The following is a 21,406-nucleotide window of genomic DNA, read 5'->3' as shown; positions in this document are numbered from 1 at the left end:
CGCGGTTCAACGAGGATCAGAGTAGTTTTTAAGTGCCCGACGATTCCATACGAATTGTCCTAATCCTCTCGATCTAGAAACGACGCTCTAATTAGTCGAGAAATACGGAATCCGACGATGCGCACGGAGGACGGCTATATGTACCGGCCAACAGAGTGGCGGACAAAAATTGGGCGTTGTCGATATCCGTCGCTCATGGCACGGTCATCTGTCCACGCGCCTTTTATCCCGGTGATGAATACGCTGGAAACCCCTTCATCCTGACATCGTGCGCTGGAGCCGGCGAAGTGAGCGCGGCGACGTCCTGCGTTTCATATCGGACATTTTTTCCTGGTCTTCATATTTTTCGGCGATCGCGTGCTGGCCCGGTGGCACGTGGCGCGATCGCAACGCTTATCTTCTCGATACCACCGGTCGAGCCGCGCCGAGCCCCGAGAAGGCGGTGAACGCCAGCGACCGGCTGATCGTCGCCTCGACGTACGCACAACGCAAAAAGCCCGCGCGAGGCGGGCTTTTTAGTCAAACGCAGCGAAAACTGCTTTGGTGGGTTTAAAACGGTTAGCGGAACCCACGTATGTCAAATTCGCTTCAAACCCATGATTTATTTATAAAAATAGTGAATAAAAAAACAGCTTGTAAAAAATCTATGTGTTAAACAGCGCCGTTGCTTACTTAGGAAACGCCCGCTTAGCGGGCGTTTTGGTCTTTTCGTTATTCACTTTTGAATTTGCGACTTTCGCATGTCTTTCCAGCTTTTGGGAGAGGTGCAGGAGAGGGGGCGCTGAGGCCCGCCAGGAGCGAAAAGTTATCCACAGGGCGCGCCGACTCGATTGGCCGGGCGGCTGCAGAGGCCAGCCGGTCTGTATATTGGCCTCTTCAAGCTTCGATATCTTTTGCAGTTAGCGGTTGTCAAGAAACATTCGAGCGGTTAAGAATGAATACCGTGCGACTCTGGGCAACCACTCGCAAATGACTTTCGTGTCGTGAGGGAACAGTTCGCGTCCAGCGACTGAATCAATGGTCTTCAACATGCGAGCGACTCCCTCGTTTTCCGTCGCTCCTACCTTATCTATCCACCACTTTTCATCGTCCGCAGTCGCCTGCAGCAAAAACATGGGGAACGTAGCAGAGGCCGACGATGAATCTCCAATCAGTGCAGCAAGCAGTAGCATGGGCACCTGAAAAATGCCGGGCACCTCGGCTGTTCCCTCAAAGGCGGCAAGACTGCGGGGTGGCACCGAAGCTTTCAAGAGACGGTAGACGTTTGCAAACCTCTTCGCACTTCGCGGAGTTGATAGGAGCCCATATAACCCTCCTGCGAAAGCGGCTTCAGCTTTGTTGATGGAAAGCGCCTGAGCCAATTGCGTAAGGTCTCGCAGCGCCTCTACTTCGTTTTCCCGCGCACTTGCCAATGTCGAGCTTCGACTTTGCGTTGCATCCAGTGAAACTTCCGCCGCGATATGGTCCGGCACACCATCCAAGCGTGCACCGCGCTCTCCATCTTGGCCGGTATCGCTGGTAGCCGACGGAAGAGCTTTCGTCGGTGCTAGCAATCTTTGCATCATCCGCGCAAAGGCTGAGCCGTTCATTGGACGGACGCTAAATGGGATTTGAAAAATCTTGTCCAAATAATCCTGAGCTGTTGCAAAACTGCCTACGACCGGTCCTTCGTTCTTCAGGTGGCTAAACTTTGCTTCGAGTGAACGCAGCAACCAACGCGGGTCAACGCTGACCACGACAACAAACAATTCATAGGCCAGCAAAAGATGTACTGCTTGCAGGATTTCAACAACGACATCCGGCGGGCAGCGGTCTACGTCGTCTATGTACAGGACAATGCGGTCAACATGGCGTAACCCTTCTTGCCCCGTTCGCAGCCTTTGTACGAGACCGTCGAAATCTTTTCGCACTACCGAAATTAAGCCTAGATGTTGACGATAGTCCTCGGACCTCGCGCGCTCCGCGACAAAATAGCTCAGCGAACGCCCCTGCTGTGTCGCTGTTACACGGTCTTCTAATCCTTTGGCCCGTGCACTGACGACGGCCACTCGCTCAACCGCTGCCTGCTCGGTTGCCTTCGCTTGAGTAAGTTCGCTTTCGAGTTTGATTTCGGCGTCTGTCGGTTCGGAGCGTTTCTTCGCTAAGCGCTCATCGACTTTGCGTTTAGCCTCTGAAAGGGCATTTAGCGCTGTTTTCGCGCGACCGAGGGCTTTCCCAATGACCAGAGATGTCGAGCCGAGTATCACTGTCACTTGCGCGGCCAATGCAGATAGCGCAGCGGCGCTTGGCGCCACGAACCGCTCGGTAACCCATGCGACAGCCGGAGGCAAGATAAAGAGTAACGCAATGCCACCGACCATCCACGGAACGCTTCGGCCAGTAAATATAGAAACGATAAGAGAAGCCGCGCGGCCACCTATTGAATAGCTTTGCTCCACCACCCGGCTCAGTTCGTTGATGCTGTCGATTGCGGCTGGTGCACCAACTTGGCTCAAGGCCTTCTCGACCTCGGTCTTAAGGGCATCATCCCCGTTTAGCAGTTTGGCGAGGTCGCCGTACCGCAGGTCACGCAATTTGAGCTCTCGTCGCTCGCGTTCGACAATGCTCACCTGAAGGGCTTGTGACGCTTCCCTTAACTGACCAGCGGCTAGATTGCGTTCGGCCTCCGCAACTTTTACTTCAGCGCGAACGCTTTCGAGTTCGCGAGTCAGATTGGCATGCGCTTCGGACGGGTCGAGCTTGGGAGTTAGGTAGCTTGAGAGTTCGTCCAGAATGTTACTCACGAGACTAGCTAGGAGACTTGTATCGACATAGTGCCAAGCATTAAAGTGAATTTGAACTACGTCCGAGCAGAATTGCCCGTTATCCTGCGCCTTTGCTTTTCCTGCAATGCGGTCCACTGCTGCAGAGATTGAGCGCATAAAGAAACTCTTGCCAGCACCCCATTCTCCAAATAGTCCGATGGCAAGGGGCGGAGTAACCTCGCGAGCGAGCATTACAGAAGCGAGAGTCTCTACGTCTCGACTGATACCGATGTCGTCCTGCGAGATATCGATGGTATCGGATGCGTAGCCGGCTATAAGAGGGCCGAAGGGCGCCTCGATTTTTCGCGCTTCAGACATGTCTGAGAGCAAGCGATTCACTATCTCTCTATCTGATTCGCTTGCCAAGCCTAGCAACGCATCACGCACGTCGTTTGAATCAAATATCGAAAGCAGCTGACCAAATGGTCGCCGAGAAAGCGGTGTAGCAGAGCGAGCCTCATTTAAAACGAGTTCGCTGAATCGGCGCACGCCAAAGCGAGTTGCCAAAATGGGCATGGCCGCAAAAGCCATTTCTGGCAGTGCCAAAGCGTAAAGGGCGTCATATGTTAGGGGTTTTCCACCTGCCTTACGCTCGAGCAGTTCCACCACGTCTGGTGCGAGGTCCGGCACAGGGAACACGCGCAGCACTCGGAGAACGCACCACGCCGTCTCGTAATCTGCTGAGTGCATAGATGTTCGCAACCGCAAGAGCAGCGAAGCATCTTTGGGGTTGTCAGCAACCGAGGCGAGTGCTGCCACTTCTGGTGCGTTATCTTCCCGAGCTTCCTCTTGAGCACGCTTTCGATATGAAGGGTCGCGACGGATGATTCCTGCTAGGGTCCAGAATCGAATCGTCCTGTCCGGTTCGTGCTCGGAATGGATATGACGCAGAATCAAAGTGCCACTTGCTACACTATCCGCTTCCAGCCAGATAAGAACGCTTAACAACCAACCTCGGATTGAGGCAATCCGAGCTTGCTCTCTCGGCGGTCCACCGAACTGACTTGCCAGCGCCACGCTGTACTCGTCGCCAATACTTTTTCGGATTCGGACCGCCAGTTCCTCACGGTTTGCGATGTCCCCTCGGATTACACGGTCTAGCAAAGCCGTGCGGTCGATTTCCGACCCATCAACTATGACATTGAATATCTCGTCAAAGCGCGGCGTCACTCCGCTCTGTTCGTTCGCCGGAGTGGTGGATGGTTCATCTGCAGCAACAAGTAACAACGCAGCCCGCAACTGTTCGTACGCGGTGTCTCCTTGTCTGAGGTCGACCCTAAGACGGCGTCGAAAGAGGCTCTCAATATCATCAAGCGCAACATCTGGTGCAGGCCCGACCAAAGCCGGGATAATGTGTTTACCTAATGAAACCGCCCGCTCTGCCAACTTTCGCTGCGTTTGGCCCCATCCTTGCGCTCCCAGTACTGCGACCACAGCTAAAGCTTCGCGAAGCTCTAGTTCTTCGATTTTCTCGAGCTCGTCGCCCGCTTTTATATCGCGTCGAAAGTAGTAGGTTGGAATACCGAGCGACTGCAGGCGCTCGGAAATATCCTCAATTCCGGCTTCCCTTTCGTTGTATAGAAGAAAGACCTTCCGCTGTTCGTTGCTATGAAGTCCTGATGCCAATGTGTTCTCCTGTCGCGTCGAATTTGTCGACGCCATTAGCACGAGTACCAGACTCTCGGCCGCTCTGTAGGAGCGCTCGCACAGCAACTGCTTCGATGCATCGGCGCACTTGCGGCATTTGCGAAGAGGTCCGATAGCCGCTGTATTCGCACTCGTTTGTTATATGCCAACTCCGGTGTCGCGTTCACCTGCGCGAGCCGAACGCCCCAGGAGCTCTTGGACGAACGACGAACGTGCGCTGTGACGGTCGCGAACGGCCAGTCAAACCGTCTTGCCTATGTCGACTTGAAGTCATTGGCGTTCCTAATGGCATCAACCAACGCTATTTTCCTTTTTTGAGGCGTTTTACAAATTCACCCGCGATGCTTCCACCTGACAGAATATGCCACGCTGCACAAGTGCAGCGAGATTGGCGGCTGCTTGCTTCGGTGCATCTCCGCCACGTATCAACGTACCTAGCTCGACGTTGAGATTCATCGCATAGTCGGTCAAATTAGCGCTCGACACAAGGAGAACCTCGTCGTCCGCAACCATGAATTTCGCGTGGAGCGAGCCATGCTGGCCTTGGCTGCTTCGCGGCCTGCGTGAGGACGGCCAAACATACATTGTGACGCCCTTGAGGCGCGACAATGCAAGGGCAACAGCCGGGTCAAAGGTCACTTTCGCGGCGCTTTCCTCACGACTTTCCAACAAAAACGAAACACGAACACCTCGGGCCATTGCTAATTCGATTGCGCTTACGAGGCCATCGACCTTGTAGGCCGCAAACGTCACAATAAAGAGCGACCTCCGCGCAGCATTTATCAACTCGAGTAGCGCCTGCTCCGTGCTCCGTAATCCGGACCACGGGGTGGCTGGGCCGGACCACACCAGTTCCACACTACTCGCTCTGTGCAGCCTCGTAGCTTGGTAGAGTGCACCTTCAATCGACGCGGCAAGTTCAACCGGAGTAATTTGTCCGGTTTCTTGATGCCACGCTTGGATGACTCTCTCGAACTTCGCTCGAGCCGTCGCATGAAGCCGCTGCAGTATCGGCAACATTGCAGAAGATGACGTTGAAACGCTGTGGCCGTTTCGAAGCTGCTCCACCACCGCCCCAACAGCATCAGGGGACACGTGGGCGGCGAACTCCGTGATGGCGTCGAGCAAGGATATGGAAGTGCCCATGACTATTCAAAAAAGGGGACGTTTCCGCCACCAATCGTCTGGACGAGGAGTCCTCGGTCAAGATATTTGTTTCCTCGCTCGCAAGAGGTCTCGGGGGAAAACATGCAGGCATGGCACGCCGCTCCGTGTAGCGAGGAAGTGCCGTCCTGCGCTGGGTGGTGCTCACCGCACAGGGGGTCCGAGGCACAAAGCCGAATTTGCTCCAACGCAAGCCGTATCAAGCGTCCAAGCCTGTCTGGTTCACCAAGCGATACCAAACCACCCAGAGTCCCTTCACTGTCGGGAGCCGCCGTATAAAGAAGCAAGCCGGCCATAGGGGGGGCGTCTCCATTTCCGTCCTGAGCATATATCCGTTCACGAATGCTGGCTGATGAATACCCCGCCTCCATGGACAACTGCCGCATCAGAGCGTGTGAGAAGGAGTGAATCAGTGCATATCGAATCCCCGGGTACCCGCTCTCTGGCTCGGGAATGCGCCGCGCTTTCCGCCATGCCACATGAGCGCGGAACATTTCCTCGTCCTGTTGGGTGACGCGCTGCACCCACCCACATATAGCTTCTTCCGAAAATTGGAGAAAAACTCCTTCCCCCCTTACTTCTGAAACAGGCACCCAAATCGGCTTGCTTCGCCCCAACGGCGCGCGCAGCGAGTCCGGAATTTCGCTGGGGTCCGAATAGTCGCCAGGTGATTCGATGCGCGTGAATCCGGTTAGAGCACGCACCTCTCGCAGACGCTCTGCACGAACAACCTTCTCGAAATACGGTTCATATCCGTGTGGCGCTGCCACTGGGGTTAGCTGAAAATCCCGAGTGTTTGTGCCGGGGTCCGCACTGACGAAGACATTCCATTCAGGCAATTTCAAATTGCCGTCAGCTTCATCAGCTTGAACGCCATTCTTCTTGCTTTCAATGGCATCCAATACGGCAACGTCGCTGTAGTCCTCCAGTCCCTTCAGATTCCCCACCGCGCGGAAAGCTGTGATAGTCTCAAGTGATGGGATATGTTGCAGTATCGCCCAGCGCTCCTCTACCAACTGAGGTAACTTGTCCACGTACATCGGAATTGAGAGCGCCGAAAGGGATATGCCAAACCAACTGTTGGACGCGCCTAGCAGCATCGTCTGCGCATGCTCGTCGCAGCCGTTGGGCGCGAAGTCCCGCAAATGTGGTCGCCGCCCCCGACATCCGAATACGTCATCGCTTGCGGCGACCTCTCCGAATGCGTCTGACATGCGGCGGTCTAGCCCGCAGGTATCGCACTTCACTAGCAAATCGACCGCTTCGTCTGACGCACCGATTTTTTTCAGCCGCAATGGACCATTGCATGTTGCCGCACCACGATGCACAAAGCGCAACCACGGAAAGTCATCAAGATGGCCGTGACTGCATGCAATCTGGAACCGCACCGGCAGCGCGACGGGGGGCTGTCCGGCCTTGCTGCAGTTCGCATGGACAAAGCGTGCCCGGTCCGGTCGGTAAGGGTCCGTTTTCAGTTCGAACAGGCCGGAGCTGATTGGTGCCAATAGCTCACACCATGGACATCTAAACCACTGAGGAAACGCCGCAACCGGAACTCCAATTTTGGCGCCTCCGAGCGGGTCGGCAGAAGCGGTGTCTGGCTCGACTGGTGGAAGCAAGAGCTTCTCCACCTGGCCACCGAGTTGAACGCGCACGGCGCGAAGCAGGCGCTCTTCGCTGACCAATACCGAGTGCGTCGTGTCCCAGTCGTCCAACCCCATGACCATGCCAGCGATGTTGGGTAGGTCAATCATCGCCCCGACGCCATAGACGTTCAGGAGTTGCGTTGGTCTAATGTCACCCACCTTGTGTTTTGTCATTGCTGGCCTCCGGACGTCGACGACGGAATGCTTGCGCCACCGGCAGCGGCCAGCGCTGGCGCCGAATATCCTTGTCCGTAGCCGTCATCGAGCGGCTTGTCGTCCATGATTAGCCCGACACTCGGCTCAACGTCACGTAGCGAACCGAGGCAGGTGAAGTCTTCCCACTCTCCGGCGCCCGTTTTCTCGAGCAGCGCAACCGTAGTCCCGTCTCGCTGGCCTTGATATCCCAACCGCGCTCCGCCCGGTTTGGGTGCAGCCTTCTTGAGCCAGTAATCTATGCGGGCCTTCAACAACTTCTCCACCCGCTGTCCCTGCGCTGTTGACTGCGTCACGGACGCGGCGCGCTGTGTAATCACTTTAATTGCGTCCTTCACAATCGAGTGCGAACCGTCCAGACGTCCCGCTGCCAGGTTCTCGTTAAATTCGGACGCCGGCAAACGAACCAGTGCGGCCAGAACAGCAGACACCCCTCGGTCAACCGCTCGTGCTGCGAACGGGGTGACTGAAAGTGCTTCCACGTGCTGGTAAAAGGTGGCGTGGTAGTGCTCGAATCGCTCGTAATGAGAAAGGTCGCGCGGCCGCCCCCAGTTGTAGACCGTGCAAACAAGGCCGGGAGCCTGTGCATTCCGCCCGACGCGACTCGTTGCCTGAATGTATTCAGCAGTTCCCTTTGGCTGCCCACCGACAACCATCAAGCCCAAACGCTTGACGTCGACACCAACCGATATCATGTTTGTCGCCAGCACCACGTCAAGAGGATTGGCGCGGGTCGGCCTACTACTCGCCCGTGCATGGGGCGGCAACAACGGGTCATGCGCAAACTCGAGTCTGTCCAATAAGGCCGGAATATCGCGGGAGTTTTTCCGCGAGGTCAGTTCCTCTAGCGCCGGGGTGTGGCGCTTGGCCAGTCCACGACTTTCCATATCTCGCAGACGCGAACGGATGTCGTCATCCACCAGCCGTCGCATACCCCCGAGTTCACGCATAGAATTGAAATAGCCAAGTAAGGTCATCCACGGGTCCGCAGCCTTCCCATACCGCAAGAACAGAGCTTGCGACGCCGACAAATATGCTGAATAGACGCGAATTAGTGCGACCTTCAGGCGCCGCCCGAAAGCGCTGACGCCGACGTAACGTCTTCCAGGATATCGTTCGCTCGGTTCACGCTGCAGGCTAAAGAAGTTGTCGCGCACGTCCAGCCCCTGTGGCGGAAACACACGAACGTCACGCAAAAATAGCGACCGCACCTGTTCGGTTGCTTGCCGTATCGTCGCCGTAGAGGCAATCAGCTTCGGCCGAACGACCCTCCCGTCAACGGTCCAAGAGCACAGTTGGTCAACTGCCGTCTCATACAAACCGACGAGGCTTCCCAGCGGACCCGAGATAAGGTGCAACTCGTCCTGGATAATCAGGTCTGGTGGTCGAAGTGGGCCATGGGCTACCGCCCGTACGGCGGGCAGGCCGTTTTTTGTCGGATGCGAAGAAGCATCTTCGAGACAAGGTGATGTAAATCCATGGCGCGGGCAGTATCCATCAACCTGGCCAAACAGCATCTGAGTCGTTCCATTCCATGGCATCTGGGCGAATTTATCGACCGTCGCTATCAGCAATGCCGGCAGTCGACGATAGATTTCTTCGTCTACCGTCAGGACTGGAATTCCTTCATCGGGTGCCTTCACGCGGCTGAATTCACATTGGCCTAGACGGTCACTACAGTAAGTGAAAACGCGCGCCCGTCCTTGGGCGTACGTCTCCACTTTGACATCACGCCCGAGGTCCAGCCCTTCGCCACACCAAGGACAGTTAGTCAGCTGTAGCGGAGAACCGGTGCCGCTGCCCATGCCGGCGCCACGCCCACCCAGCGTCGATTGGTGTGCATCCGCGACAGTGTTGGGCGACGTCTTCATGCCGACCCAAAGGCCGACGCGGAACGGTTCGGTACCCCAAGTGTCTGGGGAAGCTCGGCGGATGACCTCGCATGCGCAAATCAGTGCGGCGGCACGCTGGAACTGCTGCAAGGTTAGCAACCGAAGCGTGTAGCGCATGATGACCGCGACGCCGGCGTGCCCGAGTCGGCCTCCCACGCTGCCCTGAAGTCGTCGCATGCCAAGCGTATATGCCGTAAGACCCAGATACGCCTCGGTCTTACCACCGCCAGTCGGGAACCACAGCAAATCTGCGATAGCAGAAGGTGCGCTGCTACGTTCGGGGTGGTCGAGTTGCATCACCCCTGGTAGATTGAGAAGCACAAATGCCAACTGGAAGGGCCGCCATGAGCGGCTTTCTGATTGGTCCAGTTCGTCGATGCTCACCCTTCGGCCGGCCCGCTTCGACTCCGACACGAGCGTGTGGATGCGCTGCTGCCACATCGCGCGATTAGCAAAACGGAACGCCTCGCGCGCCTTGGCGTCATGTTCGAGAAGGTCGATACCAACAGAGATGCGGTCACAGGCGACCTTGCAATCGACCATCGCGTTCTCGGCAACCTTGCGATAGGCCGCTAGTTCTTCCTGCGGGTCGTCGATTCGCGCCGACTCTTTGGTAATCCAGTCTTTATATGCGCCCGGCAGCGCACGAAGGGCGCGGAACAGGTCTCCATCGGGCATTTCGGCCAATGCCTTCATATCCAAGACAACATCGGCCAGAGCAGGGATGTCCTCAGCAGTGGGCGGTGTCGTCTGAGGCACCTCGTATGTCGGCATTGCACGCGTCCGCAAGCGAACGCACTTCGTGGGGTCCTCGGGGTCAACATCCGCATGTACGGCCACCCCGTGTCCCACCGCGAACTCTACCTGAGCTCGGTAAAGCATCTCGAGCGCCATTTGCTCTGCATGCTGTACAGAGTCCGCCTTGCTCTCATCACGGAACAACTGCCTTCGTCGAAAGACTGCCGAACCATCGGGGGCGGTAACCTCGAGCTCGGGCTGAAAAACCCACATTTCGTCCTTAAGGGTTTCGCTTTCCATCTGCCCATTTACCATGAACAGCGAAACTACCCAATCGCCGTTGAGCTTGCGAATCCTTCCCTGGAAGTAGACCTCGGGTTGCGACGCATCCAGAGGCGCGGGCGAAACATCTCCTTCGACCAAGCTAATTGTCAGGCCGACGTTACCCATCGGATACCGCTTCCACACCGTCAGCGGATTTCCCTTGTCGGTAACCTGGGTCGCGCTCTTTTCGCGCTTATAACGACCCCATCGCCCACTGACCAGAACGGACTGAACATCCCCCGCTATCGTGCACGTCAGGCCTATCGATGAGGGGGACAATGAATCAGTCGGAAGCGGCGCATCGTCTGTAGCCCCGTCCTCCCCTGAGGCCGACTCATCGTCAGCGAGTACGTCCATCTCGTTCGCTCGCAGACGCCTATTTCGTGGAGACAGCATACCCACCAAATAGCGGTCCTGCACGCGGGTTTCAGCGACCTCCTCATCAGGGCCGCCACGAGGTCCAAACAGTTCCTTTTCGACAAGGTCTTCGAGTTCGGCGCGCAGCCGAACTGGTGATGGCACGGCTGCAGCCAATACTAGGTGGTCATTCAAACTGTCTGGCATGGATGGTCCCCGACGTGTGTCCTGTTCTTTCAAAATAGGTCCGTTTGAACTTCTGAGGCGATGCTTTGCGTACGATTGATACGCTTGCGCGGACGCTTTGTCGCAGCATCTTTTGCCGCTATCGTCGCCGCATGAAATTGTTCGACTGCATAGTGCTCGCGGTTCAAACGTGAGAGGCGCCGCAGGATTTCAAGCCGCGCTTCCTCGCATATGGTAAAGCGCACGCGGTCATCCTCAGGTAGATACGGCACCGCGTGGAAATCATGTTTGAGGTCGATGTCGTGCCAGCCGTATGCAGAAATCACGGCATGGTCAATCCGGACATGAAGTTCGCGTAGTTTGCCAACGTCCGTCAATTGGGCCTCAGGAGCATGGAAGTGATTGTAGAGTTGAGTCAGCCCAACTCGCTCATCGCTCATTAACCGCCGGCGGAGCATCACATACGACTCACCCAGTTCCTCGAGCTCGTCATATTGTTCCGGGAACGGAAACGGCTCGAAGACGTCACTCGGGGTGTACCGAAGCCGAGACTCTAAGCTTGACGAGAGCTTCCACGCCCATTCACCATGGACTGAGGACTGCAATAAGGCGAACTTGCGGAATGAGTCCAAAGTGTTCACACACAGCGCGTCCGAAAATACCATCTGACTCGATACAAAGTCCGGACACCAGTACTTGCTGTGACGTGCGTACGCCAACACATGTGCCAGAGTGTTAGCTTCGTCGCCTTTCCAGGAGTCGGGATGAACAGCAAAAGCGTCCCCGCGCCCGATGGCATGGTACAGCGCCTTTGCGTCGCGGCCATAGTGCCACCAGCGTCTCTTTCGGCCTTCGGCGCTCGCGTTGCCTCCAAGGCGGTCGCGTTCCGGCTTCACTTTCTCTCTAACTATCTGCAACAATTCCTGGAAATCCGACGCGACTCGGCCAGGGTAGTCGACCGGGACGCGCCCCGTGCGTAGCCAGCTCTCTCGTTTCCCCTCATCCGCCCCCGTCCAGTGACCATCGGCATCACGGGAAAGTGGCCAGTCCCAGAAATTGATGACCCAACGCGAAGCCTTCTGCTCGGGGTGCGAATTCAAGTCCTCTCCGCTGAGATATGAATACAGCACTTCGGCATTCTTCTGGTCCCGTTCAATGAATCCTTGCGCAACTTCCTCACTTATCGTGAAACCACGTCCGAGAATAATGGAGCCTTGGTAGGATTGGTTCGCGTTGGACAGAAGGGGCTTTGGGCTCCACTCGTCCTCACCCGACAGGAATGCGGAGATGGTGAGTACAGGTTCGTCTTTGAGCCGATAGCCGCCGCGCCATCCACCGCGATGGATATGCACCGCGCTGGCAAGCACCGCCGCAACCCCGGGCCATGGGAAACTCGGGTTGGCAGCATAGATGCTGTACCCTTGACGGAGCATTGCTTCGAGCCCGACCTGCCGCGTATCTCCCTCTGCAATAGTGTTCACCGCCAACAGCCCCAGATTACCTCCGACCTTGAGCAGCTTGGCCGCGCGCAGAAAAAAATATGCGCAAAGGTCGGCGCTCCCCCGGCGACCTTCGGCATGCTGCAGAACCAGGAAATCCCTATAGTCGGTGCCCAAGTTGCCCGTGATTTTTTGGCCACCCACGAACGGGGGATTACCAATAACAGCGTCGAACCCAGGATTGTCGGGATTCGAAAACACTTCTGGGAATTCGACAAGCCAATGGAAGGTACGTCTTGGGGAAGGCGCGGATGGCGGACACAGCAAAGCGTCTGCACGCTCTTGCAAACCCTGGAGCTTCGCTTCTAAAATCAACGGCGGCGGTCCACTATCGAAAGCCGCCCCGGCGTCAAGCAAACATTCGTCCAATTTTGAATCCAGCAAGCTAAGGCTGCGTGAGGCCGTGCTGCTGGCGGTAGCAAGCCCAGCGCCTACGACCAAGTCTGCTAGAACCCGAATGCTTAGGAGGGCCACCTCGGCCTCGCGATGTAGCTGGCCTTTGACCTCAGCGTCACGCATATCGAGCACTGTAAAGCGCTCAAGCTGCTCCCGCTTCGTTCTAGCAACATCAAGTAGCCTCACGCACTCGCGCTTGATGTAGTCGTGCAGGCGCTCGGACGTACGCGACGGAATAAGATGAAAACTCTCTATTTGGTCCGTCGTGTGCAAACCCAAAAGGCTGTCGCCACATTTGATTGCATGGTCTACGAACGTGAAAGGGCGGCTTTTGTGGAGCGTGATAAGCCAGAGTGAAAGCTTGGCCATCTCCACGGCCATCGGGTTCACATCTACACCATACAGGCAGCGTTCCGCAACCAACCGGCGGGCAAGCGCAAGCCGTTCCTCCGTGTCGTGCGGGATGAGTTGCTCGCTATGATGTGAATCCGACGGAAACGCCTCTGGAATAACGAGTAACACGTCCGGTTGCGTCGCTTCCGCGAGGCTCCAGGCCTCTACCAGACGCTCAGATAGGTATCGACAGGCCTGTACTAGAAATGCACCGGAGCCACAGGCGAAATCGCAAATCTTTAGAGACAGGATTTCAGCGGGCGTCTTAAGTCGCTCAGGCGTCGGCACATTTCCTCGGTCGACCCCATAGTAGAGAAGTGGCTCCAGGGTAGTCTTTACGACAGGCTCGGTGAGGCTTCTGGGCGTGTAATGCGTTCCTGTGCTGCGACGGTCTGACCCTGACGCAACGTAGACGCTGCCTTGTTGCACAATTATTGGGTAACCATTGCTGTCCTCGCGTAGGAGAAGCGCGTACCGTTTGATTCGGTCGTAGAGGCCATCCGCCGTCCCGCAAGCCGAGTGCAGCATGAGCGAATTCGCATCGCCTGCCTGTGCGAACGCTCGGCGTATCGCTGCAGGTGTGCGTCCAGTTTTCTCCTTCAAGAACGCAACGAGCTCATCCTCACCAGCGGCCGCGCGTTCTTCGAGCTCGTTCAGAGCGATTTCAGTTTCGTCGCCACCGCTCGCTTTGAATCCCAGCACCGGCGAAGACGCGCGTTTCGCCGTATGGTCGAGCAGCCCCTCATACACGTGGCCAATCTGTTCGATATCGAGCGCGCGGAACGACAGCCGCCGTGACTCAGTCCCGCCTCCCGGAACGCGTATTCGCAGAAACTGCAGCGACTCCAATAGATGCAGTACCGTGCGGTTGTTGATTGGAAGGGGTGCTGCTGGCGTATCCACCCATGAGGTGTCTGCTTTCCGGCCTTCCAAAAATGGGTAGCGGTCCGGGTCGAACAAGTCTCCCCCGTAAGCCGGCAAACGCATCGCCTCGTGCTCGACTCCACCGTAGATTACTCGGCAGGTGGCCAAGAGTCGGCTCCACGCGTCATGTCGATGCTCGAGAAGGTGCTCGTCGGGTATCTCCCGCAACTGGTCGCGTAGCGTTGAGATGGCGTAATGGCGGTCGTACAACGCGTCGCCAAGCAGAAGAAGACCGCGCTCCTCTGCTGAAATCATAAACACCAATCGCATCATGACAGTCAGAGCGGCCTGGTAAAGGTCCTTCTCTCCGATACCCTGCAATAAGCGCCCCTGCTGGTCGGCGTCGATGCGGTCCAGCGCCTGAATCAATACCTCAACTGCCTTCAGAACCTGTTGACCAAGTTGGTCGGTGACTTCCTGCTGATTCAGCGCGCTTTCAGCCAGCATGAGCGGCAGTGTTTCGCTCTCTGCTGCATTAAAGAAACGACCCACTCCGAGCAGCGAGGCAAGGGCTCGTAGGGTAAGCGGCTCTTCAGACCACAGCCCTGCATCCCATGTGATGTAGCAGGTGGTTTCGCCTGGCTTCGCCGCGACCAGAAGCCATCTCTCTCCGTTCGTGACAAGACCGAGTGGAATGCCAGTCGCATGCAGCAACGTCATCATCCGAGTGTCGGGCGAACCTGTCTTCCAAGCTGTGCCGGGTACCGGCTTTGTGAGCGCCTGACTCGGCGGATATAGATTCACCAGCATTCGCGGAAGGGCTTCTTGGGGTGCTTTCAGTGCGTAGGTCGGACGCAGGGTTTCGCCATGCTCGAGAACGCGAGCTTCCAACCCATTCGGCAACGACTGACCTGTGAGCAAGTAGTCATCCGGATATCCGAGTGTCCGTTTGAGCACGAACTCGAGCCATGCGGTGTGAATCGCAACGTCCGTACGATGGTCCTCCCATTCACCGAACGCAAGACGAACATTCCTAGACACGTCGGTATCGAGTGCGTCCAAGCCCTGCGGGAACACCTTCAACAGCACCGGCAAGGACAAAAAAGGCCCTGAAACCTCGATTAGAGACAACCATTCATTATGTTGATGAGCAATGGACATGGGTTACGCCCCTCCCTGGCGCGCAAGGGCCTCTGGAACCAGATAGGTCACAGACACGGGAAAAAGGCGGGGTGTTGGCTCAGCATATCGAGCTGAGATGAGTTTCTCTTCCTGTTCCATTTCTCTCGGGAGCTCATCGACGCGCCGCTCCAATGCATTGCGGTCTCGCTCAAACTGGTCTTTCTCCGGCGTCGAGAAGAGCTCGAGCTGAGGGGTAACGTCGTGCAACTGTGACCGAATGCTCGCCCGGAGCTCATCCAGCACGGCGCGCATAGCGGAGATTTCGCGTGCGGCTCGCTCATCGAGTCGGCTCTGCAGCGTTCCCGTCCGGTCTTTCATGCGCGCATCGAGCGAACGAAGCAGTGCCCCCTCGTGGGTCGGCCACAGTGTCATGAGACGCCGCTGCATCGATTCTGCGACGCGTTGCGTCGTGGCAACATTCAGTAGCTGCTCCAAGCGACCAACTTGGGAAATACGCGCAAATCGCCCTTCGCGCAATTCACCGCCGGCGAAGATGATTTCCTCGTGCAGCCGTTTGTTATCGCCCCCTAGCACCACCAAGCGGCCATGGGCGATGACAACAGGGACATCTGACGCCTTGTTTGGAATCACCCTCGCCGTAATCCGGTGCAGGCGATGATGGCCCGCAACTGACCAAATCTCCGCTCGCAACCGCTGCAGACAGTTCTGTACTAGTCGATGGTTCAAGTGAGCCAGGACGACGTCGTCGCGACCGCTCGCCAAGGTGTGGTCGAACACAATCGGTCGAACCTCCTGGGTATGCGGATGCCGCAAGCCTTCCGTAACCCGGCCCCATGACCCGGCGAAATGCGGTAATCGAAAGACGGGACACTTCGTTCGCTTGCCGGTTGGGTCTGGCCAGATTCCGTCGAGAGAGCCTTCCTGCAGCGGCGGTTGCCCAGCGAGCGACAGTCCGACGGACACCACCGACTGAATACTTTCTGGGTCCAAATGCAGCTCGCGTTTGGTCTCGTTGAGCTGTTCGTGAAGCTTCTGGAGTTGAGCCCAGAGGTCTCGCTCGACGCGAAGCAGCTTGTGCGAGGCCTCACTATCGCGCTCGGCCTGTTCGGTGTTGAGATGCTTGCGGCGGCCAAGCATCGCATCTGTCACTTGCGCGGAGATAACCGGGCCCACTTTCCCGAGGTCTTCGCGAATATTTTCAACCTTCTGAACGGCACGCATCAGAAACTCAAGGTCGCCCTCGAGGTCGCCCGGTGGATGCTCGGCCGCGTTCTTCGCATTTTGGCGATAACCCTTGCCCACGAAGTGATAAATCATCACTTGCGGTTGGCGCTGACCGTGACGGTCAATTCGACCATTCCGCTGTTCCATCCGGTTCGGATTCCACGGAATCTCATAGTGGATGAGTCGCGAACAATGGTTTTGCAGGTCGATACCTTCGGACGCTGAGTCAGTTGCCAGCAAGATGCGAACTGGCGAGATATCCGGCGAAGTCTGGAACGCGGCTTTCACCCGCTCGCGGTCGTCACTCCGCATGCCGCCGTACATGGTCATCACCCGGTCTTCGCCGGTGAAGCCATTGAAGGCAAGCATGCCCTGCAGCCACTTCTGCGTTGCACGATACTCGCTGAAGATAATCACGCGCTCGCTGTTCCAAGGTTCGTCGGTCAAGACAGTCGACTTCAGCCAAGATATCAACTCGACCGCCTTCGAATCGAGGCGTCTCGCTGCGTCAGTTGCCCAGGCACGGAGCTCGGCGAGCAGTTGTTCCTCTTCAGCAGACAAGGGACTGAAGAGTGCGACAGCCGAGTCCACGGCCTCATCAGTAGCGAAATCTAGCTGATTGTCATCGGCCGGGTCTTCATCGAGCGCTTCGACTTGACGGCGTAGCATGCCAACAACTGGCATCTGCGTGCGACCTCCCGGTCGACGGGCGTTGCGGAGGGATTCGAGGTGCTTCTCGAGCGTGAGGCGAAACGCTTCCGGCGACGAAAAAAGCCGCTTTTTGAGCAGCTTCATAACGAACTCGCTCGCGAATCGTTCCATGTCGTCACGTGCGGTGCCAGCACGCAGTTCGGCATAGCGGGAGAGCGCTCGATGAGCCGCGCGCTCGGCGTCCGTGTACGCGACTTCCAACGGTTCGACGATGCGTTCTGGATAACGAGGCGTTCCATCCCAACGTGGCGGCAGCTCCCGCTTTAACCGCCGAACCATCACTGCTGCCAGTTGCTCTGGATTCGGTCGAACGCTACGCGCAAACCGCTGGTTATCCAGCAGTTCGAGAAGAGATGAAAAGCTTTCGGAATAGCCGTTGTGCGGCGTTGCAGACAGGAAAAGCTTGTGCTCGAAGTGGGGCGTCAGCAGCCGAATAGCCGCCGTCCGTTGTGAATCGGTCGCGTATCGCCCCGTGCCGGACGGCGCGACGTTATGAGCTTCGTCAACGACGAGCATATCGAACCGGCGCGGATATATCGGCTGCCCGGGCGCTGGCAGCGCCTCCCGCATCAATCGTAGCGGTCGTTCGCGCTTGAGAAAATCCATGGACGTGATGAGGCGCGGGAAGTGCGTCCATGGATTCACGCCCAAGCCACGCGTGCGACGAAGCTCCTTCATCAGTTCGCTGTCGACAATTCGGAACTCAAGTCCAAACTTGTCCCGCATTTGGTCGCGCCACTGAATCTGGATTGACGACGGACATACGATTAGCACCGTTCGGGCTCGGTGCCGCAGCAGCATCTCCTGAATGACCAAGCCACTTTCGATGGTTTTTCCGAGACCGACGTCGTCTGCAATCAGCAAGTTCACGCGAGGCATCTGTATGGCGCGCGCCAGCGGGTCAAGCTGATAGTCTTCTATTTCTACGCCGCTACGGAACGGAGCCTGAAGCGTTCGGGTATCACCTTGAGAAACGGCACCCCACCGAACCGCGTTGAGGAACGCATCGAGTCGTTCCGGCTCGTCAAATCCAGAGAACTCCGGCATGGAGGCACGCTCCAGAATCGAGGCGCCGGGTTCTAACTCCCAGATGACGCGCAATTCTTCGCCGGCGGCATCGTCCTCGACGGACGACAGCGATACTAAGTTCTCCGCGCTCGTGCCTTCGGTTATTCCACTTGCAGCGACAGCGGTCACTACGTAACGCCGATTCCGAACCGATACGAGCTGTCCGTTGACAGGTATTCCCAGTGACTGAACGATGGTCATCTATATTTTTTCTAGGTTGAGCAGCACATGATAGCCAAAGCGGCGCTTTCCACCATTGCAAATTTGTGCATAACCATCCGTAGATGGCGCGCTTGTTCGCTAACGTCGTAAATCACCACGTCAGGTTCACCGCGCTTACCTGAACGGATTAGAATCAGTTCAAAAGGGCGGAAACAACAAAAATAATCGGGGGTAGCATGGGGCTGCAAACTCGCTTGACCTCTTTAATAAAAGAACTCGAGCCTACGCGGACACTTTTCACGACATTTACGCTGCGCTTGAGTTGGTTCGAATCGTTTTGCATGCCCGTTTTGAAGCTGGGCGGATGCGAGCGCATCGACTTGCTGGTCGACTCTCGAGAGGCCTGCAAGACGCTAAACGAAACGACAAGCATTTACGCCGGTAACGCCTATCGGGTCATATCAGTGCAGATGGAAAAGGCGGGCGTCTTCCACCCCAAGATTGCCTATCTGCAGCGAGAAAGCAACGACGATGTCCTGGTGGTCGGCAGCGGTAACCTGACGTTTCAGGGACAGGGCGGCAATCTCGAAGTGATAGACGCGGTTAATGCAGCGTCGCATCCTCATGTTTTCAAAGAATTCGCAGAGTTTGTCCAAAAGTTCCTCGAACGCCCCGGACTTTCCGAGGAAACGCAAGAAGCCCTGAATTACTATGCGCAACGTGCGCGATACGCCGCGTCCCGCGCCAATGCGGCGATGTGGGACGCGCCTCGCACGACCTGGCTCATTCACACGCTGACCGATACAGCTGGTGACCAGCTCGCGCTTCTAGCCTCAGACCTAGACCGGGCGCATCGGCTCACCGTGCTTTCGCCATACCACTCGCCGTCGGGCGCGCCACTCGTGAAACTGGCGCAGAAGTGCTCCGTTAAGCGTCTGCGCGTAGCGCTCTCGAACCATCACTCGGGCGGTGTTTTGTATCTGCCCTTTTCGGAAGAAGCCTCCGTGCTTCCGAAGTCCACTCGATTCGTGCTCCCCGTTGCAGACGACCCGACGCGTTTTGCTCATGCGAAGTGCTTTGAGATTGAAGCGCGCGACGCCTACCTCACAATGTGCGGGTCGGTCAATGCCACCGAGCAGAGCTTATGGACGACGAGAAACGTCGAAGTGTCCCTCGCTCGCAAGTCACTCGAAAGTTCACTCCAATGGGAGGATGTCGCGAAGCCCGACGAGTATCGGCCTTGCGAATTCGACAATCTTTGCGATGAGATTATCCCACCTTCCCTGCAAGCGTCATGGATTGAGGGTGCTATCACCGGCACGCTGTCACCGGCGCTTCATGCGCGGCAAGTCCGCCTCGAAGTCTGGAATAGAACCGCGCTTCAGTTCCTCCTGGACGGTGTTGCACTCGACGAGCATGGGAACTTCAAGGCCAATACGACGGAGTCGTGTTCGACAGATACAGCGTTGCGCCTCAAACTGATTGCAGGCAAACGCGTCGCCACCGGTTGGCTCAACGTCGAACGGGAGCTCGCGGCACCTCCTCATGAAAAGGACCTGCAGCGCGCTGCTGGCCGCGTCTGTTCGGGACGGCCGGGCGCAAACGACATGCGAAAGATTTATGCGCTATTTCTGCGCATTCTCAAGCGAGCCTTGCACACGCCAATAGATATGGCCGCCGCCAACATCGCGTCGCCGCCGCCGAATAACTCGTCGCCTGACACGCCGCGAAACAAGCCCACGAATGCACCGTCGGTGAATTCGCCTGGCGCCTCGGCGCAGTCGCGTAGCGGTTCGAACACACGTTATGACAAATGGAATCAACCGGACCGGGAAAAACTCGGCGGCTCACCGGAATTGATGAAGTCCTGCCTTGCCGCAGCCTTTGTGAATCTGGCGCAACCCAGCCACCCAAAACTTGATGGGACGATGCGCAAGGGACCAGAGGAAGCAGATAACCCCGGAAATCAAGGGTCCGCTGCAAAGGGTGTTGACACCACCAGACGGAAGAAGTCCGGTTCACCCAAGCCAAAGCGCGCAAAAACCCTCATCGGTAAAGACCCGCAACAGGCGATGTTCGAAGTACTCCCCCGGGTGCTGGCTGTCGACGCATCAGCCCCGATGCTTTCCGGACTAGTTGCATTGTCGGCAGCATCCGTTCTCATGCGCGCCATTCTCGAGCCGAATGATGCAACCGAGACTGTTGAAAATCGCGCTGTGGACGGGCTGGAAGGCAATAGGGTGGAAGCGCAGAAGTGTGCAATCGATGTAAATACGTCGACGACGGGGGCCCTGTTTGACGGCACACCGGTAGCAATCTGGCTCGCGCAGTATTCCAGATTCGACTACAACGTCCATAACCGGGAGCGATTGCTCTCCGTCTTCTGTGGTATGGCCGCGTGTGCCGCGTACTTTGCCCCTGAGTTGAGCCGCGCTGCACTGAAGGACGACGTGGAAAAGGCGGCCGGAAAAGCACTTGATGAATCGCAGTGGCTCGTCAATGTCGAATCGGCGTTGAACACGAGCCCGTTTCGACAGGTACCACCGTCGGCGCATGCTGCCATCCTCGATTGCGCGGCGGCAATTAGCCAGTCTCGCACTTCGAAGGAACAGCTCGAAGAGTTGGTCTGCGCGATGCTGGGAAAGAAGGAGGTGGCTCGAGGCGACCTATCGGACGTGTATTTGGAAGTGCGCAGCGTGCTCGAGCGCATTCAATTACGTCGTAGAACCGGCCAAATCACTCGCACCCCAATCATGGGGGCATACGGTCCTAATGAGCCACCAGTGACCGCAGCTTCAAGTTGCGCCGCCTGCGGCACGGCACTTTTGCATGACAACGTGGTGAGCAATCTCAAGCTCTATCGAGCGGCCGTGCACCTGCCTGGATGCGGTAAGCCCATATTCCTCGGGCTCAACCTGCGCGCGCTCGAAGCAAGTGGTGTTGCGAAAATCGACGTACGTTTGAAAGGCTATTAA

At 57.0% G+C, this 21,406-nt stretch carries 7 protein-coding genes; 1 reads left to right on the top strand and 6 read right to left on the bottom strand.

Annotated elements, in window-relative coordinates:
- Positions 1–899: 899 nt before the first annotated feature.
- The 6 genes from ACSQ8V_RS01820 to drmD all read right to left on the bottom strand — a co-directional run bounded on the left by ACSQ8V_RS01820 (position 900) and on the right by drmD (position 18,470).
- Positions 900–4,430 (bottom strand): P-loop NTPase fold protein, encoded by a 3,531-nt coding sequence (locus ACSQ8V_RS01820; RefSeq protein WP_436204720.1) that lies wholly within the window; start codon positions 4,428–4,430, stop codon positions 900–902.
- Between the two features lie 345 nt (positions 4,431–4,775).
- Positions 4,776–5,597, bottom strand: a complete 822-nt coding sequence (drmC, locus tag ACSQ8V_RS01815; RefSeq protein ID WP_436204719.1) for a DISARM system phospholipase D-like protein DrmC — start codon at positions 5,595–5,597, stop codon at positions 4,776–4,778.
- Between the two features lie 2 nt (positions 5,598–5,599).
- Positions 5,600–7,435 carry a DrmB family protein gene (gene drmB / locus ACSQ8V_RS01810; RefSeq protein WP_436204718.1) on the bottom strand — a complete coding sequence of 612 codons (1,836 nt, stop codon included), beginning with the start codon at positions 7,433–7,435 and terminating at the stop codon, positions 5,600–5,602.
- On the bottom strand, positions 7,432–10,992 hold the full coding sequence (gene drmA, locus ACSQ8V_RS01805; protein WP_436204717.1) for a DISARM system helicase DrmA: 3,561 nt from the start codon (positions 10,990–10,992) through the stop codon (positions 7,432–7,434). Before drmA ends, drmB begins: the two co-directional genes overlap by 4 nt.
- A 29-nt stretch (positions 10,993–11,021) precedes the next feature.
- Complete coding sequence (locus tag ACSQ8V_RS01800; protein WP_436204716.1) at positions 11,022–15,284, bottom strand: Eco57I restriction-modification methylase domain-containing protein; 4,263 nt, start codon at positions 15,282–15,284, stop codon at positions 11,022–11,024.
- A gap of 3 nt (positions 15,285–15,287) precedes the next feature.
- Positions 15,288–18,470: a DISARM system SNF2-like helicase DrmD gene (drmD, locus tag ACSQ8V_RS01795; RefSeq protein WP_436204715.1), complete on the bottom strand. Its 3,183-nt coding sequence runs from the start codon at positions 18,468–18,470 to the stop codon at positions 15,288–15,290.
- Positions 18,471–18,667: 197 nt separating this feature from the next.
- On the opposite strand from drmD, the gene ACSQ8V_RS01790 reads away from it, so the two are divergent.
- Positions 18,668–21,406, top strand: coding sequence for a hypothetical protein (locus ACSQ8V_RS01790; RefSeq protein WP_436204714.1), 2,739 nt, complete (start codon positions 18,668–18,670; stop codon positions 21,404–21,406).

The organism is Caballeronia sp. LjRoot31, assembly GCF_964253885.1.
GTDB lineage: Bacteria > Pseudomonadota > Gammaproteobacteria > Burkholderiales > Burkholderiaceae > Caballeronia.
This window is presented reverse-complemented; position numbering and strand designations above follow the sequence as displayed.

Coding starts and splice junctions, on each gene's coding strand:
- drmC (WP_436204719.1), bottom strand. CDS start 5,597: ATGGGCACTTCCATATCCTTGCTCGACGCCATCACGGAGTTCGCCGCC.
- ACSQ8V_RS01800 (WP_436204716.1), bottom strand. CDS start 15,284: ATGTCCATTGCTCATCAACATAATGAATGGTTGTCTCTAATCGAGGTT.
- ACSQ8V_RS01790 (WP_436204714.1), top strand. CDS start 18,668: ATGGGGCTGCAAACTCGCTTGACCTCTTTAATAAAAGAACTCGAGCCT.
- drmA (WP_436204717.1), bottom strand. CDS start 10,992: ATGCCAGACAGTTTGAATGACCACCTAGTATTGGCTGCAGCCGTGCCA.
- drmD (WP_436204715.1), bottom strand. CDS start 18,470: ATGACCATCGTTCAGTCACTGGGAATACCTGTCAACGGACAGCTCGTA.
- drmB (WP_436204718.1), bottom strand. CDS start 7,435: ATGACAAAACACAAGGTGGGTGACATTAGACCAACGCAACTCCTGAAC.